Source organism: Psychrobacter sp. P11G3 (genome assembly GCF_001435845.1).
GTDB lineage: Bacteria > Pseudomonadota > Gammaproteobacteria > Pseudomonadales > Moraxellaceae > Psychrobacter.
The window spans coordinates 1,136,883-1,159,710 of the sequence record NZ_CM003596.1 but is presented as its reverse complement, the minus strand read 5'-3'; the positions used below and the strand labels follow the sequence as shown (position 1 = coordinate 1,159,710).

Below are 22,828 nucleotides of genomic sequence, written 5' to 3'. Positions count from 1 at the left end.
TATCTATTAGCTTGTCAATTATTTATGTAGTGTACGGACACACTATTATTTTAGGAGTAAGACCCATGTTGTCTCAAAATCGTTTTGGTCGTTTTAATTTCGGTAAGGCTCTATTATTAGGCGGTGTATGTACTGCTATCTTGACTGGTTGTAACCAATCAGCGCAAGATGATGGCTCCACGGATGCTGCCGCTACCGGTGATTCAGCGACAGCTATGAAGACCGTTGCGATTACCGCTATCGTCGAACATCCAGCGCTTGATGATGTACGTAAAGGTGTCATTGACGAGTTAAACGAAGCGGGATTTAAAGACGGTGAAAACTTAACCGTTAACTTCCAAAGCGCGCAAGGAAACACTGCTACTGCTGGTCAGATTGCCAAGCAATTTGTCGCTGATGCACCAGATGTTATCGTCGCTATCGCAACACCGTCTGCGCAGTCTGTTGCCGCTTCTACTAGCAGCATTCCATTGGTATTCTCAGCAGTTACTGACCCAGTAGCAGCAAAACTGGTACCTAAGCTAGATGGCTCTGGCACCAACGTTACAGGCGCATCAGACGCCCTACCATATGAGCCACAGATTGATTTGATGCGTCAAATCATTCCATCATTAAAGAACGTCGGTTATGTCTATAGCCCAGGTGAAGTCAACTCAACGATTATCTTAAAAAATCTAAAAGAGAAGCTAACACCACTAGGTATCAATGTACTAGAAGCGCCTGCACAGCGTAGTAACGACATCGCGATGGCAGCGCGTAGTCTCGAAGGTAAGGTCGATATGATCTACACGTCAACTGACAACAACGTGGTATCAGCGTACGAGTCACTTTATCAAATCGCCAAACAAAGTAAGATTCCTCTAATTGCCTCAGACACTAGCTCAGTTGAGCGCGGTGCTGTTGCTGCTCTAGGCGTGAACTACTATGAGCTTGGCCGTGAAACTGGTAAAATTGTCGTACGTATCTTAAACGGTGAAAAAGCAGGCGCTATCCCTGTTTACACTCCACAAGCCCTTGATCTATACGTCAGTCCAAAACATGCTAAAGAAGAAGGCATCACGCTGCCACAAGCGGTTATCGATAAAGCTAAAGAAGTGGTAGAATAACGCACCTTTATATTTGGCTCAAAATAGCAGGTATAAATAGGATAGCGACACTACTTAATACTGTGTTGTCTACCTTAAAATATACGGCTAATAATTAAACAAGAAACCCAGCTATGAGTCATTAGGCTGGGCTTCTTGTCTAAACAGAGTCTTTTTTGGAAGCATGTTTAATAGTGCTGTATTTGTCTGGTAATTTATCTGATACTTGTTAAGTAGAGGATAGGTCTATTGATTGCATTGCAGTGCCTTTAACCATCGCTTCAAACCAAGGTAGCTTATGATCGTTGTTAATCGTGATATGTTTTGGTTTACCCTAACCGCAGATTGCTTAATCTGTTAAATTCACCGCTTAGCTGTTTAGCAGGTAGATGATTTTGGCAATTGCCATTTACTTATCTTAGTACCATACGCTAGACACTTGGTTATGACTTACTGATCTCTTATGTCTTTAATTGCTTTTTTTGGTGCGCTTGAAAGTGGTCTGATTTATGGCCTAGTAGCACTCGGTGTGCTTATCTCATTTCGTACGCTCGACTTCCCTGATTTGACCGCTGACGGTAGTTTTCCGTTAGGTGGCGCAGTCGCTGGTATTTCTATCATCGCTGGTATCAACCCATGGTTGGCCTGTGCTTTTGGGATGTTAGCAGGTTCAGTCGCTGGTATCGTCACTGCGTGGTTGCATGTCAAACTTGGCATCTTGCAGCTGCTTGCCAGTATTTTGGTCATGGTTGCCTTATATTCTGTCAACCTACGCATCATGGGCGCGCCAAACCTACCTCTTCTTGGTGAAACCACAGTGTTTAGCACCTTAGTGACCGATGGTAATGGTTATTGGATGCGCTGCCTGATTATTGGTGTCGTTATCGCAGCTGCCATGTTATTTTTGAACTGGTTCTATAGCACTGAGACAGGTCTGTCGATGCGTGCTACTGGCTCAAACCTAAGAATGGCACAGGCCCAAGGTATCAATACCTCATGGATGACCATCATCGGTATGGCGATTTCTAACGGTTTGATTGCTCTAGCAGGTGCGCTGTTTGTCCAGACTCAGGGTGGCGCGGACATCTCCATTGGTATCGGTACGATCGTCATTGGTCTAGCAGCAGTCATCATCGGTGAGACAATCATTCCTGCCAAACGTATTTGGCTGATTACCTTTGCCGTTGTTGTCGGCGCGGTATTGTACAAACTGTTTATTCAGGTTGCACTATCAAGCGATACACTACGTAGCATCGGCTTTGGTCCACAGGATTTGAACTTGATTACCGCATTGCTCGTGGTATTAGCCTTGGTATTGCCAAAAGCGAAAACCAAGTTTTTATCACGCAAAGTTCGCGCCTAATGACAGTCAAAGCAGGTATTTATAATACTTGCGATGCTTGAAGAGACAATAAGGAATAACGACTATGATGCAAGCCACCGATTTACGGTTGACCTTTAACCCAGGCACGCCTATCGAAAACCCTGCCCTACGTGGTATCAGTTTAAATATCGCTGATGGTGAATTTGTCACTGTCATCGGTACCAATGGCGCAGGTAAATCTACTTTTTTGAACGCAGTAAGCGGTACGACGCGCGTTGATAGTGGCTCAATCTTGCTAAATGGCATTGATGTGACCAAAAAATCTGCCCATCAACGCGCGCATTGGGTTGCTCGTGTCTTTCAGGATCCGATGGCCGGCACTTGTGAAGCGCTAACGATTGAAGAAAATATGGCTTTGGCCTACAAACGCGGCGGTAATCGCGGTCTAAAATTTGCATTGAACCAGAACAACCGTGATTTGTTCCGAGAAAAACTATCCGTTTTAAAATTAGGTCTAGAAAATCGTCTAACCGACCGTATGGGTCTACTCTCTGGTGGTCAACGTCAAGCGGTAAGTCTGCTAATGGCATCATTGCAGCCCTCTAAAATCTTGTTGCTTGATGAGCATACTGCAGCTCTCGATCCTAAGACTGCGGCATTTGTCTTAGAATTAACTGATAAGATTGTCACGGACAATAAGCTGACTACGATGATGGTTACCCACTCTATGCAACAAGCATTGGCACATGGTACACGCACCGTTATGCTGCACCAAGGTCAAGTCGTGTTGGATGTGGCTGGTGACATTCGCAAAGGCATGACTGTACATGACCTGCTCGATATGTTCGAGCAGACACGTGGTGAAAAAGTTGAAGACGATAGTCTGATTTTAAGCTAAGTTTTTGAGCTAATACCGCTAATGACTTACGATTTATAAATTTGTACCTGTCGGATATAACCATTTTCGACAACCTCAAAAACCTTCAAGAGAATTGATTTTTCTTGGAGGTTTTTTGTTATCTATAGTTAATGATCATATGAACTTTTTACTGACCATTATATAGTTGTCGTCTATCAAAGCTTCGCTGTTGTCACTTACTATATGAGGTCTGTCATGCGCAAAATTCCTATTTATTCCCACCCTGCTGCTGGTTGGCCTGCGCTGATCTCATCTACCCAAAAGCTAATGGACTATAAGACGTTTTTGCGCGGCGGTATAAGTGTATTTAAAAGCAATCAGCCACAAGGCGGATTTGACTGCCCAGGCTGTGCTTGGCCTGACCATAAGTCACACAAAGCCATCGATGTTTGCGAGAACGGTATTAAAGTCATTGCCAGTGAAACCATGACCCATAAAGCAGATGCCGAGTTTTTTGCAAGGCATACTGTTACTGAACTACAGGGCTGGACTGGTTACGAGCTTGAGCACAGTGGTCGTTTATCAGAGCCGATGTATTACGATGCGGCGCAAGATCGCTATGTGCCTATCCCTTGGGAAGCTGCTTATAGCCTGATCGCTGAGCAGTTAGGACAGCTAGATTCACCTGATGAGGCATTATTTTATACGTCAGGCCGTGTGACTAATGAGCCTGCCTTCTTATTTCAGTTATTTGTACGCTGCTTTGGTACCAATAATTTGCCTGATTGCTCAAATATGTGTCACGAGCCAACCTCAGTAATGCTAAGCAGACAGCTAGGTATTGGTAAAGCGACCGTGATGCTAGAAGATTTCGAGCAGGCCAAGCTGATATTGATGTTTGGGCAAAACCCAGCGACTAACCATCCACGTATGCTAGAGATGCTCGCCCATGCGCATGAGCAAGGCTGTCGAATCATCTCAATCAACCCGATGCGTGAGCAAGGCCTGAGTAAATTTAGGAATCCGCAAAAACCAACACACATGGCAGCTGGTCAAAGCGCTGACATGGTCGATGACGTTATTCAAATTCAAATCGGCGGTGATGCAGCGTTATTGACGGGCATTGCCAAATGGTTGATCGAAAACGATAAAATCAATCATGAGTTTATTACCACTCATACTTCAGGATTTGAACCTATAAAACAGTGGCTAACAGAGCAATCATGGTCAGATATCACACTTGGCTGCGGTATTTCTCAGACAGATATTATCAATCTCGCTGAGTTAGTAGCTGATAGTCCAGCAACGATTTGCACTTGGGGCATGGGCATTACTCAGCATGTGCAAGGTGATGACAATGTCGCGATGATTACCAATTTGCTCCTGCTGATGGGTATGATTGGTATCGACGGCGCCGGTGCATCCCCAGTACGTGGACACTCCAACGTACAGGGCGATCGCACCATGGGTATCCATGAGCGTCCTAGCAAAAGCTTACTAGACAGTTTAGAGCGTGTGTTTGAGCATCCTATGCCGCAAGAGCATGGCTACGATGTCGTTACAGGTGCCAAGGCTCTTATCGCAGGTAAATTAAAAGTCTTTATGGGTATGGGCGGTAACTACGCCGTAGCTGCCCCTGATACCAGTGCTATTGAGCAAGCCTTAACCAATACTCAGCTTAATATATTTGTCGGTACCAAGCTTAATGAGACTATGCTATACCCCGGTGCAAACAATTTGATCCTGCCCTGCCTAGGTCGTACCGAACGTATTGTCACCACAAAGGGTGAGCAGTTTGCCACTATCGAAGACTCTATGTGTCAGATCGTACCAACTCAGGGCAAGCTCAAACCTGTTAGTGATACTCTAAAATCTGAAGCTCAAATCGTAGCGGATATTGCGACTCATGTACTCGGCGCCGACTCGTCTATTCCTTGGCTTGCGATGAGTGAAGATTTCGATATTATTCGAGACTATATCGCTCAAGCGATTAATGGATTTGAAGACTTTAATCAGCGTATTCGCACCTCTGAGCGTGGCTTTCATTTGTATCATGCAGCGCGTCATCGTGTATGGAATACCGAAAGCGGCAAAGCCCAGTTTGAAGTGCCACAATATCCGATTACTTTTGTCGCTGCACAAATGGCAGCTGCAAATGATATCGATGACCATGCAGATACAGCACAAAAGATTTGGCAATTGACCAGTGTCCGCAGCCATGACCAATTCAACACTATGATTTTTGGGTTTAAAGATCGCTATCGTCAAACGGATCGTCGTGACGTGCTGTTCATGCATCCCGATGAGATAAGCCGTTTAGGTTGGCAAAAAGGTGACCGTGTTATGGTCACTCGCCAGCGTGCTAAAGATAGCCTAGAGCAACCACGCGTATTAGGCCCATTGGTATTGAGCGAGATGGATATTGCCTCTAACGCTGTTGCCGCTTACTATCCTGAATGCAATGACCTCTTTGATTTAGAGACACATGCGCCAGACTCTCATATCCCAGCGTACAAATCGACCACCGTCGTTTTAGAGCGCGTAGAGGCAAGCACGCCGCTAGCTACGCCTGCGTAAATCATACTGCGAAGAGCCAATGAGAATGATATTTTCATTGGCTCTCCCTCTAGATGACCATAAGCACGCTCATAATTTTAGGCCATGATAAACCGTGATAACCATTGAAAATAATGCTGAGCAAAGTGAGGCTCTTATCGACCCCGCTATGATAGATAATTCAACTAGCACTAAGATAGTTACACCTGAGCTGCCTAACGATGATAGGGTGTCAGAGACACCACTTGCTCGTAGCCACTTAGCACAAAAACATCATTACCCATCAATTAGTAGTGGCCCTAATCATGACTCTCACCTTCAAATCGAGCCTCAGACCACCAGCTTAGTAGTCGAAGCTGTGGTCTCTATCATCATTAATGGGATTCATTATGCTGTGCTGATGGCCAGTCCACATCAGCTAGAGTATTTGGCTGTTGGTTTTTTATTTAGCGAAGGCTTAATTCAATACAGTCACGAGTTACTCGATTGGGAAGTGACTCACCTTGCAGATATCGCTAGCTACCAGCAGTTCGCTCAAGATTCGAATGATGAAAGTCTTGACTCAGTATCAATTGAGCAAAGCTTAGAACAATTTCAAGACTACGATATCTATGTCGTGGAGTTGGTATTGAGCCAACGCTGCCATCAACGTATCCAAGCACAGAAACGTCAGCTAGCAGGGCGTACAGGCTGCGGTATGTGCGGTATTACTGGATTAACACAAGCTTTGCCTGATTTAAGTGCTTACTCTCAAAGCAGTCTACAGTCCGACCATAATCAATCGACAAGCAACGATAGTGCTAAGACGACTGTTCCAAGTCTTGACTACCTATTGGCACTGCGTCAACAAGTGGATGCTGCGCAGCATACACATCAACTGACAGGTGCAGTACACGCCGCAGCAACGATACATAATCAGCAGCTATACTTATTTGAGGATGTAGGCCGCCATAATGCACTCGATAAACTTATCGGTTGGCAATTACGCCAGAAAGCAGACGTTAGCTGTGTGCTTATGACTTCGCGTCTCTCTATTGAGCTGGTTCAAAAGTCCATTCGAAGTCAAATCCCGTGGCTAGTTGGCATGTCAGCACCCACCAGTACAGCGGTGCGCGTGGCTAAGCGTTACGGACTTGGATTGGCTGGATTTTTACGTGATAACCGAGTCACTTACTATACCAAACAAGATAATATATAAAAACTCACTTCTACTTGTTCATTTAGAGCACCCGTCTATCGCCCATCATCTATTTCTTTCTAATGAAAAATTCAGCTAATCATTTGTAGTTATAATTTAGCTCATAGCGATATATCACTCGATACTTTTCATAATAAATCCCTATCTTTCAATGCTTTATTGAACATCTTATTAAATCTCTTTAAATAACTACTTATATGTCATCTGCGGTCATTGTCTGGTAAATCTCGGATAATATTTGAGGTTAATGACATAATAGGTTACTCTTATCCCGCAAATATGTTACAGGCACTTAACAAATATGTAGTTTTATTTATTAATGCCGCTTAGTAACACATCAATCGCAATAGATGAGTAGAGATTTCTCAGCTATTGTTTATTACAGCTGATAAGGCTGTCTAAATCGAGTTCGGGTCATTTTATCATGGCTTAGTGCTTATTCGTAATTCCGCTATAGACACTCATCACATGAGTTTTCTTTAGCATGTAGCTACCTTTGTGTATGCCTATTAATAGCGTGATGGTTTACCCATTAACTGACGCCTATTGAAAGTAGTCCCTGTCTTTTTGATTTGACAGTATCTGTCTCATTAAGATTTGGGCGTAACACTTAGCATTTGCTTACCACTGCAGTTGGTATTTTCGCTATTTATATTAGCCACATACGTTCGGTATGAGGACTGTGTAGGCTATGCTGTATTCCTAATGGTTTGGTATCTTTCATTTTTGCTGAACTTTATTCATCAACTAACAATTGCGAGGTCTGAGTTTGAAAACTGAGTCATTGTTCCAATTTTCATCATTAACGATTATTTTATTATTATTAGCATTTTATGGCGGCACCTATTTACTGTCCTTATTAATCAAAAAAGATAAAGAGACCACTTCTGGATTTATGGTCGCAGGTCACGGTGTTGGCTTTGGTATGGGTGCAGCCAGCATGACCGCCACTTGGATTTGGGCAGCCTCATTTTACGCTGCGGCTACCTCTGGCTATAAGTACGGCGTATCAGGGCCGATACATTATGGCTTTTGGGGTGCATTGATGATTTTATTCATCTACCCTTTTGGTATGCGCTTTCGTGAATTGGCACCAGATGGCCATACACTAGGTGAACTGATTCATGCCCGCCACGGTTCATCAAGCCAATTAATCTTAGCCATATCCAATATTATGGGCAGTTTAATTAGCTTGATGGTCAACTTTACCGCTGCTGGGGCATTGGTGTCAGTCCTGTCGCCATTATCGTTCCAAACAGGGGTAATGATCGCAGGTATCGGTGTCCTGAGTTATACATTGACATCAGGGTTTCGAGCATCTGTCTTTACGGATTTCGCCCAGTTGGTCGCTCTAATGGCCATTGGCATTGTCATTATTCCCGCCGTGTTATTTGGCATGGGTGGCCCTGAGGTTATGGTCAGCGGGCTGTCGAACCTGACGTTAGAGCAGCAGAACTTTTTCTCCTCTGAGGCATTCTTTCAACAAGGTGCGCCCTACTTCGTCGCTGTATTAGCATATGCTATCGGTAATCAAACCATCACTCAGCGCCTATTTGCGATTGATAAAACTAAGATTAAAGCGACGTTTATCACTGCTACAGTCGGCTATGCTGGTATCGTTATTGGTCTTGGAATGATTGGACTAATGGCTGTGACGATTGGCGTGGAGCCACTCGATGGCAATATGAATAACCTCATTCCTCAAATGGTCAGTACTTATCTGCATCCTGTCTTTATCGCCTTATTCTTTATCTTAGTGATTGGGTCGTTGTCCTCGACCGCTGACTCAGATTTATCAGCGCTATCAACCATTATGATGGCGGATGTCTACGGTAAAAATATCGCCAAAAAAGGCCATGTTAAACCTAAAACAATGATGCTAATTGGTCGCGGCACGATGATTGTTGCGACAGCAGCTGGACTAATTTTTGCGAGCTTTAAGCTTGATATTCTCGTCATGCTAGTATTTGTTGGTGCACTATGGGGGGCTATTGTCTTCCCTGTTATCGCCAGTGTGTTTTGGAATCGCGTCACCAACACTGCCTTTACCTCAGCAGTTATCGTCGGACTACTCTTATTTTGCGTTGCCCGTTTCGAATTACTCCCAATCACTGGTGTCACTGCCCTATTCTTTGAAATACTGGCTAGTGTCGGTGCAGCCGTCGTTATTGGTCTAATGGTCTTTGGGTTCTTAGGTCGTAAGATTGGCATGGTCGCCGCAGTTATCACGCTAGTGCTGATGCTTATCTTCGCTACTGGCTTCTTACGTCAATATATGGTCCTGCTAGCCTCTCTAACAGCTTACGGCGCTAGTACCGTCGTCTGTGTGATTATCAGCCTGATGGGAGACGAACACTTCGACTTCGACTTAATTAAGCAGCGTGTGGGCAATTACGATAAAAAGTCGGAAATCCCATCGTCACTTAAATCTTAAATCAAAGTCGCTTTATCCAAGTGCCGATTGGCCAGAAGTATTTGGCTAATCGCTACTTACTTAGCGATATTATAAGGAGATATCATGGACAACGTTTTTATCTACGGCTTATATATCTTAATTTGGCCCGCCATTACTCTTGGCGTACTCGTATTAATTTGCACGGCCACTTATCGTGATGTGAAAAGTGCCAAACGTGACAATAGAGATATTGTTTAGCATATTATATTTTAAACCATCATCATTAAACGCTGGTTTACTGACGGCTTGAAAAAGCCTATTAATAGTATAAACGCTCCTAAATTGGGGTTAAATATAGACAAGATAATAAATAAGCTGTTTTTAACGAAAAAAGGACTTGTAATTTACTATATTTTTGCTAATATAGGCGACCTTGATTGGCTGGATGGCAGAGTGGTCATGCAGCGGACTGCAACTCCGTTAACGCCGGTTCGATTCCGACTCCAGCCTCCAATTATTTATTAACTTTACGTTAATTTTGGCTTGCATTATTATCACAACCGATTATAATAGCGACCACTTATCTAGTAACTAGATGGTCTATCAGCTAGTTTACATCTTAGATAAAACAAGTTTTGCCCGGGTGGTGAAATTGGTAGACACAAGGGATTTAAAATCCCTCGCTAGCAATAGCGTGCCGGTTCAAGTCCGGCTCCGGGTACCATTACATAGTCCTATACTATCTTATAGAACAGCTAAAGCCCCTGATATCAGGGGCTTTGTTGTATCTGGCGTTCTATACTGTCCTGCTCTATCTATCCCAATCTATGCATCTGATGTACATGAATCTCTTAGTGCTCATTTAAAATAATCATGACGAGCGATATAGATGACGAGCATCTCAAACGCCCTACTCACCTATACCACTATTCTTAGAGAAATCTAACTAGACTACAAACTTGATTTTGCAAGTAGCATTGTCAATTTTTGCTTTTAACAGCTAAATCAGCTATCCAACAATACGTTGCCATAGTCATCACGCAAATCCTTTTTGACCATTTTCCCAGCGCCATTTAGCACGATATTATCTACAAATATGACTTTATCGGGTATTTGCCAGCTGGCAATTTTACCTTCGTAAAAGCTCAGTACTTGCGACTCATCAATTTCTGAATCTGGTTCTTTTACCACAATCAATACTGGACGCTCGCTCCATTTTTTATGCTTTGCCGCAATAGCGGCCGCCATTCTTATCTGCGGATGGGCGACTGCGATGTTTTCAAGCTCTACTGACGATATCCACTCTCCACCAGATTTAATCAAATCTTTTGAGCGATCCCGAATATTCATATAGCCATCGGCATCAATAGTTGCAATATCACCTGTGTCGAACCAACCATCTTCAGTTATCGCATCAGGATTTTCTGTGTAATAATCGTTGATGATCCAGTGTCCTTTGATCTGTAGACGACCTTGAGACATACCATCTTCTTCAACTTGCTGTAGCGGCTCATCAGTATCTATGAGACGTAGCTGAACGCCGTAGGGTGGACGACCTTGAGAGTTACGCAACTCATTAATCTCATCTTTACTCAGCGATTTATGCTTGGCTTTTATTTGATTCATCGTTCCAAGTGGGCTGGTTTCTGTCATGCCCCAACCATGCACCGCATCGCAGTTAAAGTCTTCTCTGAACGTTTTGATTACTGATGGTGGGCATGCGGCTCCTCCGACGATAGTACGCGTCATGCTATCAAGCTTACTACCTCTGGCTTTGGCAGCGGTTAATAGGCTTTGCCAGATTGTTGGAACCCCTAGAGCAACCGTAACATGACAATCATCAATGAGAGATACTAGGCTGTCACCATCGAGATTTGGACCAGGAAGTATGAGAGAGCAGCCAGTCAGGGCAGCTGCATAAGGTGTGCCCCACGCATTGACATGGAACATCGGTACTACGGGTAACAAAACGTCTTGTGCAGAGAGCGCGGAGACATCAGGCATGCACAATGCCATCGCATGCAGCACAGAAGAGCGATGCGTATATAAAATTCCTTTAGGGTTACCGGTAGTTCCTGAGGTGTAGCATAAAGAGCTGGCTGTTGCTTCATCGAATTGGGGCCAGTCAAAGTCAGTCGAGTTTTCTGCTAATAGCTCATCAAAGAACAGTACATTAGGCAGCTTTTCGACGATACTATCATCTCGATCACTTAGACAAATGAAGTGTTCAACACCTTTGATATGCTCTTTGATTGCAATAATTAGCGGTAGGAAAGTAGTATCAAAAAACAGTACTCGATCATCAGCGTCATTGATAATGTAGCTAAGCTGCTCGGGGAACAAACGTGGATTGATAGTATGGCAAACCATGCCACTACCTGAAATCGCATACCAAGCTTCTAAGTGCCGACGATTATTCCAAGCCAAAGTTGCTATGCGTTCTGATGATTTAAGTCCCAGTGTAGCCAACGCATTGGCCAATCGTTTTGAGTTATCTGAGACAGTACGCCAATTGGTATGAGTCATCTGTCCGTCGACTTCTTTAGACAAAACTGCCGTATCACCATGATAACGGGCAGCGTGTTCGATTAGACCACTGATCAGCAATGGCTGATACATCATTTTTCCCAACATAATACATTCCCTGTAGTTATTTGAAAGTCCGCTTATTCTTGCTACTGCATCGCCTGATGCGAAGAATAGGCCTCAACTAAGAATAATCAGAATTATTCTTTAAGACAAGTTAATATTATGTTCTCAATAGGCAACAAAAAATTGTGATTCAACTTTAAAGACCTAATAATTACTCTATATAAATATTTTTTATATTCTCATTAAAAGTTCATCAGCATCATGACTCGTTTAATTAACCATAAAATTTAGACAAAAAAAATCCGACCACCTAAGTGATCGGATTTTTAATGTTTGGTGGAGATGGCGGGAGTTGAACCCGCGTCCGCCAGCATTACGCTCATGAATCTACATGTTTAGTTTCTGTCTTTAGTTTTAATCCGCACCGATCCGACAGTCAGGATGGATTGGACGATTCTCTACTTTTGAACCCAAGCAATTGAGACAATCACTTGTGGCGAGCCTACATGCGGACGCTTCAACTTAGTTAACCAACTGTAGGTGATCAGCAACTAAGTAAGCAGGGTTTAAGCTGCTAGAGCGTAAGTTTCGTCGTTTGCGACTATAACAATATATGTTTGATTAACGAGAGGACATACACTCTCGACATGCATCATTGAGTTTCATCACCAGCGTCGAAGCCAGAACATCCCCAATAAGACTGGCTATTATATATGAGATATCGGTTAGGTTTCAACCTATAAGTAGCCTGCATTACATTACGTTACAGCTTAATAATTTACGCCAAAACAGTGTTTAACCATTTGCCGATATTTTGAATCTGCGGCATGCAGACTTGATGTGCCATCGGATACGTATTGTAAGAAACATTATAGTCCTTTGCCGACAATAACTGCTGGGCTTGCTCACCTAGGATGACAGGCACGACTGGATCATGTGAACCATGCTCAATCAAAATCGGCATGTCTTTGTTAGCAGCACTATACTCAATATTGTCATTGGTTGCTAAGTACGTAGAGAGCGTCATCAAGCCAGCCAAACGTTCTGGATAGCCAAGTACCAAATGATACGCAACTGCCCCGCCCTGCGAAAACCCTGCGATGACGATATGCTCTGGTAGCACGCCGCGCTCTATCTCACGACTGATCAAATCTTGTATTTGCTGAGCAGAATCTTCAATCTGAGCCACATCTACTTTACGCTCTAGACTCATCTCTATGATGTCGTACCATGCTGGCATCACCATGCCGCCATTTACTGTGACTGGGCGTTTAGGTGCATGTGGGAAGATAAAACGTACTGCCATATCATCAGCCAACCCAAGCTGCGGTACCACTGGCTCAAAATCATGACCGCTAGCACCTAAGCCATGTAGCCAAATCACTGCGCGATCTATCTTTTTTTGAGAGGGATTGTGCTCAACGACGACTGCATCTAAATAATTACTCATAGTTATCCTTAATAATGTAGTGAGATATGCCTTAAGCATTTCTATATTTTTTGCCAAAATAACGTGTGTGTCATTATATCGTCAATATCATCTGTTAGTTTGAGAGTATGGTCAATAGTGAGGTACTAAATGGACAATAGCAAAAATGTGAACAGTATAAGAAGACACGTATGATTTTACGACCGATAAGCTCAATACTATCAAGCTTAAAACTATAAAGCTCAAATACTGTCAGCTGTCTATTCTTTAGTACATGTGCCTACAATTGTATCCCTATTAATGCTAAGTTCTTACAAGAATGCATGACCCTTAGCTTCTTTTGGCAAGTAGCAACCAATAGTCAAACGTTAATTTTTCAATTCCTATTCATACGTCCGATGGGATTTTTTATAATTTTGCAGGAACATTTTACATGACAATTTCTAATAAATCAGCGCTTGAGCTGAGTAAGCAGACGCCGGCTAAGGTTAATAAGATTAATATCGCCTTACCTTTAACGCTAATCAGCTCATTATTGATAGTAGGCTGCACTACCGATAGCCGCTCAACGCTCACATCAAAAGCCCCTTTATCGACAGCGCAACCGCAATCACAGCCACAATCGCCCTCACCTGTCGCATATACCTATGGAGTGCGTCCGTTTTATCTGATAAATGATATGGATGATGGACCACTAAAAGAAGAGCTACAGGCGTGCAGAGGGCAACTGCCAAGTAAGACCGACTTCTCTATTGCGCATCGAGGTGCGCCATTACAGTTGCCTGAACATACTTATGATAGCTACGTGGCATCAGCACAAATGGGTGCTGGCATCTTGGAATGTGATGTCGCTTTTACCAATGACGGTGAGCTTGTCTGTCGTCACGCCCAGAACGATTTGCACACCACTACTAATATATTAGCCACGCCGCTCGCCAACCAATGCACCGTACCGCCCATATTGGATGCTAAAGGCAAACTTACCAATGCCGATAGTATCGAATGTCGCACCTCAGATATCAGTGCCGCTCAGTTTAAAACCTTGACGGGTAAGATGGATGCTGCCAATAAAAAAGCAACCAGCCTTAATGAATACATGAATGCGACTGCGCCTTGGCGAACGGACTTATACTCGCAAAATGGCAAAGTGTTAACTTTAAAAGAGCATATCGCGTTGGCACGCAAGCTAGGTATGAAGCACACGCCTGAGTTAAAAGCACCCGCCGTGACCATGCCGTTTAATGGCTATCGTTTGAACGACTACCGTCAACAGCTGATAGATACTTATGAGGAAGCGGGCGTGCCTGCAAGCGATATATTTGCCCAGTCATTTAATATAGAAGATCTTGATTACTGGATCAAAAACGAGCCAGCTTATGGGGCTAATGCCGTTTATCTAATCGATGACAGTAATGAGACCGCTGACGATAAAACATTTGATAAAGATGACGCAGCCACATGGAAGCACTCATTGGCTGATATCAAAGCACGCGGCATTAACACCATTGCCCCAGCACTTTGGTTGTTAGTCACTACTGATGGTAAGGGAAATATGCAACCATCAGAATACGCAAAACAAGCCAAAGCCAATGGTCTAAAAATCATTACTTGGTCGATAGAGCGTTCAGGGCCATTAACCGATGGTGGCGATTGGTACTATAGCGGTCTTGGTGATGCTATCAACAATGATGGTGATATAATGAATTATATTGACGTACTAGCGCAAGACGTCGGTGTCCAAGGTATTTTCTCAGATTGGCCCGCTACGGTAAGCTACTATGCCAACTGCAAAGGTCTTAAATAGATTTATGCTTAGTCTATTAATAGATAATTACGCTTAATCTTCGTTACCAAGGCCAGCTTATTTATTGAGCTGGCCTTTTTTTAAATGCATTAAAATAATTACATCGCACACTATCTACTGAGCACCCTACTTTTCCATTAACTTTTCACACCATTCGACTCGTAGCAGCAAGAGCAGTCTGCTGTTTTGTGCTACGATAATTTATTAAGCTTATAAGACGATGTAGAAACTATGACCCATATTTTACTGGTAGAAGATGATCCTGCGATCGCGATGTCACTCAAGGTCACCTGCAAGCGCGAAGGATGGCAGATAACTTGGTTGGATAATGCCAGTAGCGTGTTACCCATGTTGCATAGTTATGAAGCACAAGATCTATCGGCGATCATTATGGATGTCGGTCTGCCAGATGGTGACGGCTTGAGTCTATGTCAGCAAATACGTCATACGCCTGATATCGACGCCTTAAAAGATTTGCCTATCGTGTTTTTAACTGCACGTAGCGATGAAGTCGATCGGATTTTGGGATTAGAGATGGGCGGCGATGATTATTGCGCCAAACCCTTTAGTCCACGTGAATTGGTCGCGCGTTTAAAAGCCATTTGGCGACGTGAACAGCTGATTCAACAGTCAGGCTCTCATACCATAAACTCAGATAACAGTACGGATAATACTTCCTCGAATAACCTATCAGGACAAGCGTTAACGTTTGAGAACCAATCTGGCGTTTGGCATTATCAACCGCTGAACTATTCATTAACGTGGCAAGAGCAAAAGCTTGAACTTAGCAATACAGAACGCAAAATTTTGCTGACACTATTACAAGCGCCGCAGCAAGTCTTTAGCCGTGAGCAATTGCTTAGCGCAGTAAGCGACTATCCTGACCACCGCTTGGCGCGAACTATAGACAGTCATATCAAGTCAATTCGTAAACAGCTTGCTATGGTAGATGCTAATGTCGATGTAATCCATACGCATCGCGGACTGGGTTACGCATTATGTCCCGCTTAACAGTGGCTGCTAGTTTATGAATAATAAAACCAATCCTGCTGAAAATGATATTCATAACGACCAAAGCAATTGGTATGCCAAACTGCATCCTATTGGTACTGCTCAGCAAGCTCCCAAACGCAAACGACTGCTCAATTTAAGTATATTTTTTAGGATTTGGCTTGCAGTCGCTTTGGTACTCATCATATGCGGCGTGGTCGTGTTTACTCAGTTGTTTGGCTACGTCAAGCCAACCGCGCAGCAGGTCATTGAAGACACTCTCCTAGACACTAGCAAACTGTTAGCAGCCAGTCTACAGGTGCCGTTATCTACAGGACAGTTATATGACGAGGAATATCAAGCGCAACTTGATGCTGCATTTATCGGCATGCCAGCGATGGACGAAACGCTAAGTCCTATCGATCAAACCAAAAGCTACAGTAGCTTTCGCGTATATGTGACAGACAGTAGCGGCATAGTCATTTATGACTCATTACCCAAACCTGATAATAATGAAGGGCAAAACTATGGACGCTGGAATGATGTTTATCTCACCTTAAAGGGACAATACGGCGCAAGAAGCACGCTGCGAGATTATCAGCGGCGCGATGGTTCAGTCATGTATGTGGCTCAGCCCATCAAAAATCCGTCTGGAGATATCATCGGTGTGGTCAGTGTCGGTAAGCCTGTCGCTAGCGTATTGCCTTATTTAGATGACACGCGTAACCGCATGCTCATCACCTCACTACTTATCAGTATCGCCGCCCTTATACTGGCAGGTCTAGTAGCATGGTGGCTTAAGCAGAGCATTACCTTGGTGACTCAATATACCAGTGCATTGGCAGAAGACACCAAAAAGCCCTATTTTTATCTGGGTCATGAATTAAATAGCCTGACAGATACCATCGAGACCATGAAGCATCGATTGGAAAATCGTGCTTATGTCACCGATTATGTCCATACTTTGACCCATGAGCTGAAAAGCCCTTTGACCGCCATACGTGCCAGTAGCGAGCTGTTAGAGGACGATGGATTGGATAGCAATAAACTGGATAATGAAGATCGGCAGATGCTTATTGAAACGGTTGGTGAGCAAAGCGTAAAAATGCAACAGCTCATCGACCGACTTCTGTTGCTGGCTAAAGTAGAACAGCCTACCTTTAAGCTCAACCGACAACTGACTCCCCTATTACCGTTATTGCAAAGTTTGATCAGAGATAATACGGCCAAGCAGCAACAGCAGAATCTATACCCTATCGATATATATATTGATAATAAGAATGTGACCAACATTGCAAACTTGCCAGCAGAAATATTGGCAGCGACCAGCGTGTATGCTGACCAGTTTTGGTTAATACAAGTACTGCAAAATGTGCTTGATAATGCGATACACTTTGCAAATCGTACCGTTGAGATTTCATTACATAGCACTGCTCGAACCGTCACTATCGATATATTCAATGATGGTAAGCTACTACCCGAATATGCTGTCGCAAAAGCATTTGAGCGTTACTTTAGCTTATCTCATCAAAGCCAACCCTCAGCTCAAGCAACGGAACAAACAACGAATCGCACAGACAGCAATGATCTATATACAGAGTCGGCAGATCCGACGACTGAGCCGAGGCAGACTGACCATAGTAGTAATACGCTTAAAAAAGGCACTGGCCTTGGTCTAACACTAGTGAAGCAAGTAATTGAACATCATGGTGGTCAGGTAGCCATCAATAATGTCCATGCCAATGATGATAAAGCCGCTGATACTGGTAAAAATCAGCGTTCTGGTGTAATGGTTAGTATTACCCTGCCCTTAGCTTGAGAATAATAACTTATAGTCGATTCAATTTAAGAGTAGTACAAGGCAACCGAGTGCAGATGTATATGTGATACTTCAAGAGAGGTTAACGCTGTAATACTTTTATAGTGGAATGACTATATAATAGTTCATCAACTTTCCATCATGACTACACAGGATTTCTACTTCTTTATTTTACGATAGCACTAGGATCTATTGAACCATCAAATTCGTAAAGCAAATTAGGAGTAGAAAATCTATGTCATATCAATTAACTGATAACCCTATCATCAATAATCTAATCGGCCTTAGCCGTCATCACTGCGCACAAACTTTATTGAGCCAAGGCGTCGATAGTATCGAGTTTGGTCATTGGTTAGCGGTGCCTAGTCAGCGGTTATTGTTGGTGTTTAGGCATCAGCAATGTGTGGCTATCGATGAATATCAACTGGCAGCCTAAAACCTTGCTAGCTCAACGCACTGATTGTATTTAGGTAATGTCTGTATTTTATTGGGACATAAAAAAGCCCTTTATTATTTCTAGTGTTAAATCACTGGAAGCAATAAAGAGCTGATTTCTCTACGACAAAAATACTAAGTAATCGATTGTACTGGCGGCTTTACATCCGCGTTCTGACCACGGTGACGCAGATAGTGATCGAGTACTACAATCGCTAGCATCGCTTCGGCAATGGGCGTAGCACGCACACCCACGCAAGGATCATGACGACCCTTAGTCAGCATATCGACCGCTTCACCTTGGATGTTAATGCTCTTGCCAGCAGTAGTAATACTAGACGTTGGTTTTAGCGCGATACTGACACGGATATCTTGACCTGATGAAATACCGCCCAAGACACCACCAGCATGGTTGGCTGCAAACCCATCTGGGGTCAGCTCATCACGAGCGCTATGTCCGAATTGACCTGCCACTGCCATACCATCACCAATCTCGACCCCTTTAACCGCATTGATACTCATCATTGCATGAGCGATATCGGCATCTAAACGATCAAACACTGGCTCGCCTAAGCCTACTGGCACACCGCTTGCAATGATATCAAGGCGTGCACCGCAACTGGTGCCTTCGCGGCGTAAGTTATCAATCAATGTCTCAAAACGACCAATTGCTTCTTTGTCGGCACAAAAGAACGGATTGCTATTTACAAACTCCCAATCGATTTGGCTTGGGTCTAAGACATTGCTATGCTCATTGCCGATTTGGGTAACGTGACCACGGATTTGTACGCCCAGACGTTCTTGCAAGTATTTCTTGGCGATAGCACCGGCAGCCACTCGCATAGCCGTCTCACGCGCTGACGAGCGACCACCACCACGATAGTCACGGAAGCCATATTTCATACTGTAAGTATAGTCAGCGTGTCCAGGACGGAAGGTATCTTTGATATCGCTATAGTCTTTTGATTTTTGATTGGTATTGCGAATCAATAGACCGATGGATGTCCCTGTGGTTTTGCCTTCAAATACGCCAGAGATAATCTCAACTTCATCAGACTCACGGCGCTGGGTTGAATACTTAGACGTACCTGGTTTACGACGATCCAAATCAACTTGTAAATCGTCTGCAGATAACACCAAACCTGGTGGTACGCCATCAACGATGGCCATAAGACCTGCGCCATGTGACTCACCGCAAGTGGTGACCGTAAAAACCTGCCCAATACTATTGCCTGCCATAACTGTCCTTAAACAAGTAAACGCTACTGATGACTATTTGACCAATCACTCATGGCTGTTGCTTGTATTGCTTGCCATGAGTGATTGTATTGTTGCTCATAGTTTCGGCTAGTGTAGCCGACGCCCATTCAAGCTAATATTTATCTATCTAAGACTATCTAATAGCTGAACATAAGAGGCAAACAATTGACGATTTGAGACTAGCTCATCATAGGTAATAGCAAAGACACCATGCCCGCCATGTGCAAACTTCAACCAATCAAATTGAATTTCAGGATAGGCTTGTTTTAGCGCCCATTCGCTGTCACCCACTTCACAGATCAGCAACCCATCTGGGCTAAGGTAATCTGGCGCTTCAAATAAGATACGATGTACCAAATCTAAGCCATCTTGACCCGCTGCTAGTGCATGCTCAGGCTCATATAAGAACTCAGGCGGCAAATCTGCCATGATAGCGGCGTCCACATATGGTGGATTGGTGACGATAAGCTCATACTGGTTCTCAGCAGGTATCTTGGCAAACAAATCAGACTCGATTACGTTCACTTGATGACCAAGGTCATGATGATCGACGTTGACCATTGCCACTTCTAATGCGCCTTTATCGATATCAACAGCATCGACCAACGCATCAACGAAACGGGTAGCAAGCGCGATAGCGATACAACCAGAGCCAGTACACAAGTCTAAGATACGCTCAGGCTGCGACAACTGCTTCACATCCAAGCCATGGTCATAAAATACCGCTGACTTTTCATTCGGGCTGACACCCAGTGGTTTGGCCAATTCGGTAACTTCAAAGTACGGATGGAACTGCTGACGAATCAACTCTGCAATCGGTGAACGAGGGATAAGAACACGCTCATCAACATAAAAAGGCAAATCGCAGAAGTACGATAAGTTAATCAAATAACTTAGTGGTTTACGCTCAGCGATACGCTCTTCTAACAGCCCTAGTACCAACTGCTTCTCAGACGTGGTCAGACGACAATCTAAAATCTGCTCATTGGCAGACCAATCGAGAGACAAGGAGTGTAAGACAATGGCTGACGCTTCTGCAAACTCATCGGTCGTGCCTTGTGCAACAACGACATCATAATTACGCAGCTGCGTGACTGAAAAACGAATAAAGTCGCGAATACTGACGAGCTGCTCACGTGCTTCGTTTAGCTCTGCATGTAAGTTAGCAAATTCATCGTGCTCACCAAGAAGTCCAGTCTCTAAATCATACTCCATCTCACCGTCTAAGCCCTCAGACTCATCATTGAAGTATTGGTTTTGAAACTCTTCTGCACTCATTGTTTGGTCTTCTGACATATCGCACCTTGTGGATTAACTGCTAGCGGGTTAAATTGCTTTTTGCTAAAAATCGTTATATTAAATAAAATTCAGTCATACATTATAGACGTAAACCTCTAGTAGCGCCAATAACTGTCATTTTTACTTGCACAAAAAATAGTGCGAATAATGAACAGTTTGCGTAAGAATCGAGCACGACGCCATACACACCTTGGTTAAATTATTACCCAACTGTAGCGAATACGTCAGCAGTTGACGTTTGGCAAGTCTTAAATGCAAAAAGATGTGTCAAAAGTTTGCGATGCAATCAAATTATGCGCATAATAGCCGCATTAGTAGCAACCACAAGTGACTCAATATGATGAAAATAAAGCCAATTATTACTGCCATATCTATCGCAGCTGTAAGTGCTAGTGTAGCGGCACTTGCTGCACCTGCCGATAGTACTCGCACATTGCCAGTACGCACGGCTGACGCTACGCCAGGTCTTGCCAAAAAGGTTAGCCTTAATGTGCAAGAGAACCGTAGTCGCTCAGATGGCGCTGCTACTGTACAGTTAAATACAGAGAAAGCGAAACCAGTCGACAGCATGAACCAGCTTATCAATAATAAGCAAGAAGCCAGTCAAAACGTGCCAGCCCCAGCTGCTGACAATATGAGTGCAGCAGAACTGACGCGCAAAGATGAGCAAGCTGACCGCAATGATGACATTAGTGAAGGTCAAGCCGTTGCTGCGCCTAGCGATCTATCATCTATCGACTCTTCTGATCCACTCGCTTTTGAGTTACCAGAGAGTGAGAAGCGTCAAGACTTTAGCGACGATCCAACCATCAAAAACATCGAAGACAAAGATGGTAAGAAACATACAACGCTGAACTTGTCGAACTATGCTAAGCAAGTGAATGGTGCTGTCTGGTCACCTAATATGAAAGTCAACTCAGCGATGACGATCAAGATGCAGGCGCTGCTCGATTGGAACCATGCTTCTCCTGGTCCTATCGATGGCGGTTGGGGTATGAATAGCAAAAAAGCCCTTGTTAACTTCCAAACGATGAAAGGCTTGCCAGCGACTGGTAAAATGGACCAAAAAACTTGGGATGCTTTGGTTAAAAATATCCCTGCGAACAAACCTGTATTGGTCACTTATACGTTGACCGCAGACGATATCAATACCAATTTTGCGACTACCCCTTCTGGTTCAGAAGCGAAGTCAAAAATGAAGGGTCTTTATTATCAAGATATTAAAGAGATGCTAGGTGAACGTTTCCATATGGATGTACGTTACTTAGACAAACTCAACAAAAATAAAAAGTACGCTGTTGGCGAGACTATCACAGTGCTAAATACTCGTGACAAGCTGAACCAACGTATCAATCGCGTGGTTGCCAACAAAGCCGACAAAACGTTGTATGCCTATAATGGTGACAAATTGGTTGCTACTTATCCGACGACCGTTGGTAGCGATGCCACACCGTCTCCAAAAGGTACGTTCAAAATTATCAATAAAGTGAAAATGCCTTGGTATAAATCAACCGTCGGTGAAGGCGCTCAAAAGAAAGTTCATATGATAGCACCAGGACCAAACAACCCAGTCGGTGTCGTTTGGATGGGATTATCTAAGCCATCTTACGGTTTACATGGCTCACCAGTACCTGAAGGTATCAGCCGTCAAGGCTCAGCAGGTTGTGTTCGTTTGACCAACTGGGATGTGTTAGAAGTATATGCCAATATTGAGAATGGCGCAGTTGTCGAACTTCAATAAATAGAACCTTATTAAATGTAGCTTCGCTGCTAGTTAGCAAAT

General features: G+C 43.7%; 16 protein-coding genes, 2 tRNA genes and 1 other RNA gene. 14 read left to right on the top strand and 5 right to left on the bottom strand.

Annotated elements, in window-relative coordinates:
* Nucleotides 1-65: 65 nt before the first annotated feature.
* The 9 genes from AK824_RS04805 (at nucleotide 66) to AK824_RS04770 (ending at nucleotide 10,141) form a co-directional block, all read left to right on the top strand.
* On the top strand, nucleotides 66-1,106 hold the full coding sequence (locus AK824_RS04805; RefSeq protein ID WP_057759276.1) for an ABC transporter substrate-binding protein: 1,041 nt from the start codon (nucleotides 66-68) through the stop codon (nucleotides 1,104-1,106).
* A gap of 442 nt (nucleotides 1,107-1,548) precedes the next feature.
* On the top strand, nucleotides 1,549-2,448 hold the full coding sequence (locus AK824_RS04800; RefSeq protein WP_057759273.1) for an ABC transporter permease: 900 nt from the start codon (nucleotides 1,549-1,551) through the stop codon (nucleotides 2,446-2,448).
* Nucleotides 2,449-2,512: 64 nt separating this feature from the next.
* On the top strand, nucleotides 2,513-3,307 hold the full coding sequence (locus tag AK824_RS04795) for an ABC transporter ATP-binding protein (RefSeq protein ID WP_057759272.1): 795 nt from the start codon (nucleotides 2,513-2,515) through the stop codon (nucleotides 3,305-3,307).
* 216 nt (nucleotides 3,308-3,523) lie between these two features.
* Complete coding sequence (locus tag AK824_RS04790; RefSeq protein ID WP_057759270.1) at nucleotides 3,524-5,845, top strand: FdhF/YdeP family oxidoreductase; 2,322 nt, start codon at nucleotides 3,524-3,526, stop codon at nucleotides 5,843-5,845.
* A 94-nt stretch (nucleotides 5,846-5,939) separates the two neighbouring features.
* Entirely contained in the window at nucleotides 5,940-7,022 is a 1,083-nt protein-coding gene (gene fdhD / locus AK824_RS04785; protein WP_227511206.1) for a formate dehydrogenase accessory sulfurtransferase FdhD, read from the top strand.
* A gap of 784 nt (nucleotides 7,023-7,806) precedes the next feature.
* Entirely contained in the window at nucleotides 7,807-9,456 is a 1,650-nt protein-coding gene (locus tag AK824_RS04780) for a sodium:solute symporter family protein (protein ID WP_319823146.1), read from the top strand.
* An 84-nt stretch (nucleotides 9,457-9,540) separates the two neighbouring features.
* On the top strand, nucleotides 9,541-9,675 hold the full coding sequence (locus AK824_RS13690; RefSeq protein ID WP_211181310.1) for a putative transporter small subunit: 135 nt from the start codon (nucleotides 9,541-9,543) through the stop codon (nucleotides 9,673-9,675).
* Between the two features lie 181 nt (nucleotides 9,676-9,856).
* Nucleotides 9,857-9,930, top strand: a tRNA-Cys gene (locus AK824_RS04775).
* A 124-nt stretch (nucleotides 9,931-10,054) separates the two neighbouring features.
* Nucleotides 10,055-10,141 (top strand) — tRNA-Leu (locus AK824_RS04770).
* A 281-nt stretch (nucleotides 10,142-10,422) separates the two neighbouring features.
* On the opposite strand, the gene AK824_RS04765 is transcribed toward AK824_RS04770, so the two are convergent.
* The 3 genes from AK824_RS04765 to AK824_RS04760 form a co-directional block, all read right to left on the bottom strand.
* Nucleotides 10,423-12,051 carry a long-chain-fatty-acid--CoA ligase gene (locus AK824_RS04765; protein ID WP_057759266.1) on the bottom strand — a complete coding sequence of 543 codons (1,629 nt, stop codon included), beginning with the start codon at nucleotides 12,049-12,051 and terminating at the stop codon, nucleotides 10,423-10,425.
* Nucleotides 12,052-12,343: 292 nt separating this feature from the next.
* Nucleotides 12,344-12,702: a transfer-messenger RNA gene (gene ssrA / locus AK824_RS13415) on the bottom strand.
* 85 nt (nucleotides 12,703-12,787) lie between these two features.
* A complete protein-coding gene (locus AK824_RS04760) occupies nucleotides 12,788-13,459 on the bottom strand; it encodes an alpha/beta hydrolase (RefSeq protein WP_057759264.1) in 672 nt (223 codons plus the stop codon).
* Nucleotides 13,460-13,871: 412 nt separating this feature from the next.
* On the opposite strand from AK824_RS04760, the gene AK824_RS04755 reads away from it, so the two are divergent.
* The 4 genes from AK824_RS04755 (at nucleotide 13,872) to AK824_RS04740 (ending at nucleotide 18,487) form a co-directional block, all read left to right on the top strand.
* Nucleotides 13,872-15,242 (top strand): glycerophosphodiester phosphodiesterase family protein, encoded by a 1,371-nt coding sequence (locus AK824_RS04755; RefSeq protein WP_057759263.1) that lies wholly within the window; start codon nucleotides 13,872-13,874, stop codon nucleotides 15,240-15,242.
* A gap of 231 nt (nucleotides 15,243-15,473) precedes the next feature.
* Nucleotides 15,474-16,253 (top strand): response regulator, encoded by a 780-nt coding sequence (locus AK824_RS04750; protein ID WP_057759261.1) that lies wholly within the window; start codon nucleotides 15,474-15,476, stop codon nucleotides 16,251-16,253.
* A 16-nt stretch (nucleotides 16,254-16,269) separates the two neighbouring features.
* A complete protein-coding gene (creC, locus tag AK824_RS04745) occupies nucleotides 16,270-18,051 on the top strand; it encodes a two-component system sensor histidine kinase CreC (RefSeq protein ID WP_057759259.1) in 1,782 nt (593 codons plus the stop codon).
* 235 nt (nucleotides 18,052-18,286) lie between these two features.
* Entirely contained in the window at nucleotides 18,287-18,487 is a 201-nt protein-coding gene (locus tag AK824_RS04740; RefSeq protein WP_057759257.1) for a hypothetical protein, read from the top strand.
* Nucleotides 18,488-18,621: 134 nt separating this feature from the next.
* Here AK824_RS04740 and aroC read toward each other — a convergent pair whose 3' ends face one another.
* Together aroC and prmB are read right to left on the bottom strand one after the other, a co-directional pair.
* On the bottom strand, nucleotides 18,622-19,725 hold the full coding sequence (gene aroC, locus AK824_RS04735) for a chorismate synthase (protein WP_057759255.1): 1,104 nt from the start codon (nucleotides 19,723-19,725) through the stop codon (nucleotides 18,622-18,624).
* Nucleotides 19,726-19,869: 144 nt separating this feature from the next.
* Complete coding sequence (prmB, locus tag AK824_RS04730; RefSeq protein ID WP_057759254.1) at nucleotides 19,870-21,042, bottom strand: 50S ribosomal protein L3 N(5)-glutamine methyltransferase; 1,173 nt, start codon at nucleotides 21,040-21,042, stop codon at nucleotides 19,870-19,872.
* Nucleotides 21,043-21,382: 340 nt separating this feature from the next.
* Here prmB and AK824_RS04720 point away from each other — a divergent pair, with 340 nt between their 5' ends.
* Nucleotides 21,383-22,786, top strand: coding sequence for a L,D-transpeptidase family protein (locus tag AK824_RS04720; protein WP_227511205.1), 1,404 nt, complete (start codon nucleotides 21,383-21,385; stop codon nucleotides 22,784-22,786).
* Nucleotides 22,787-22,828: the final 42 nt, after the last annotated feature.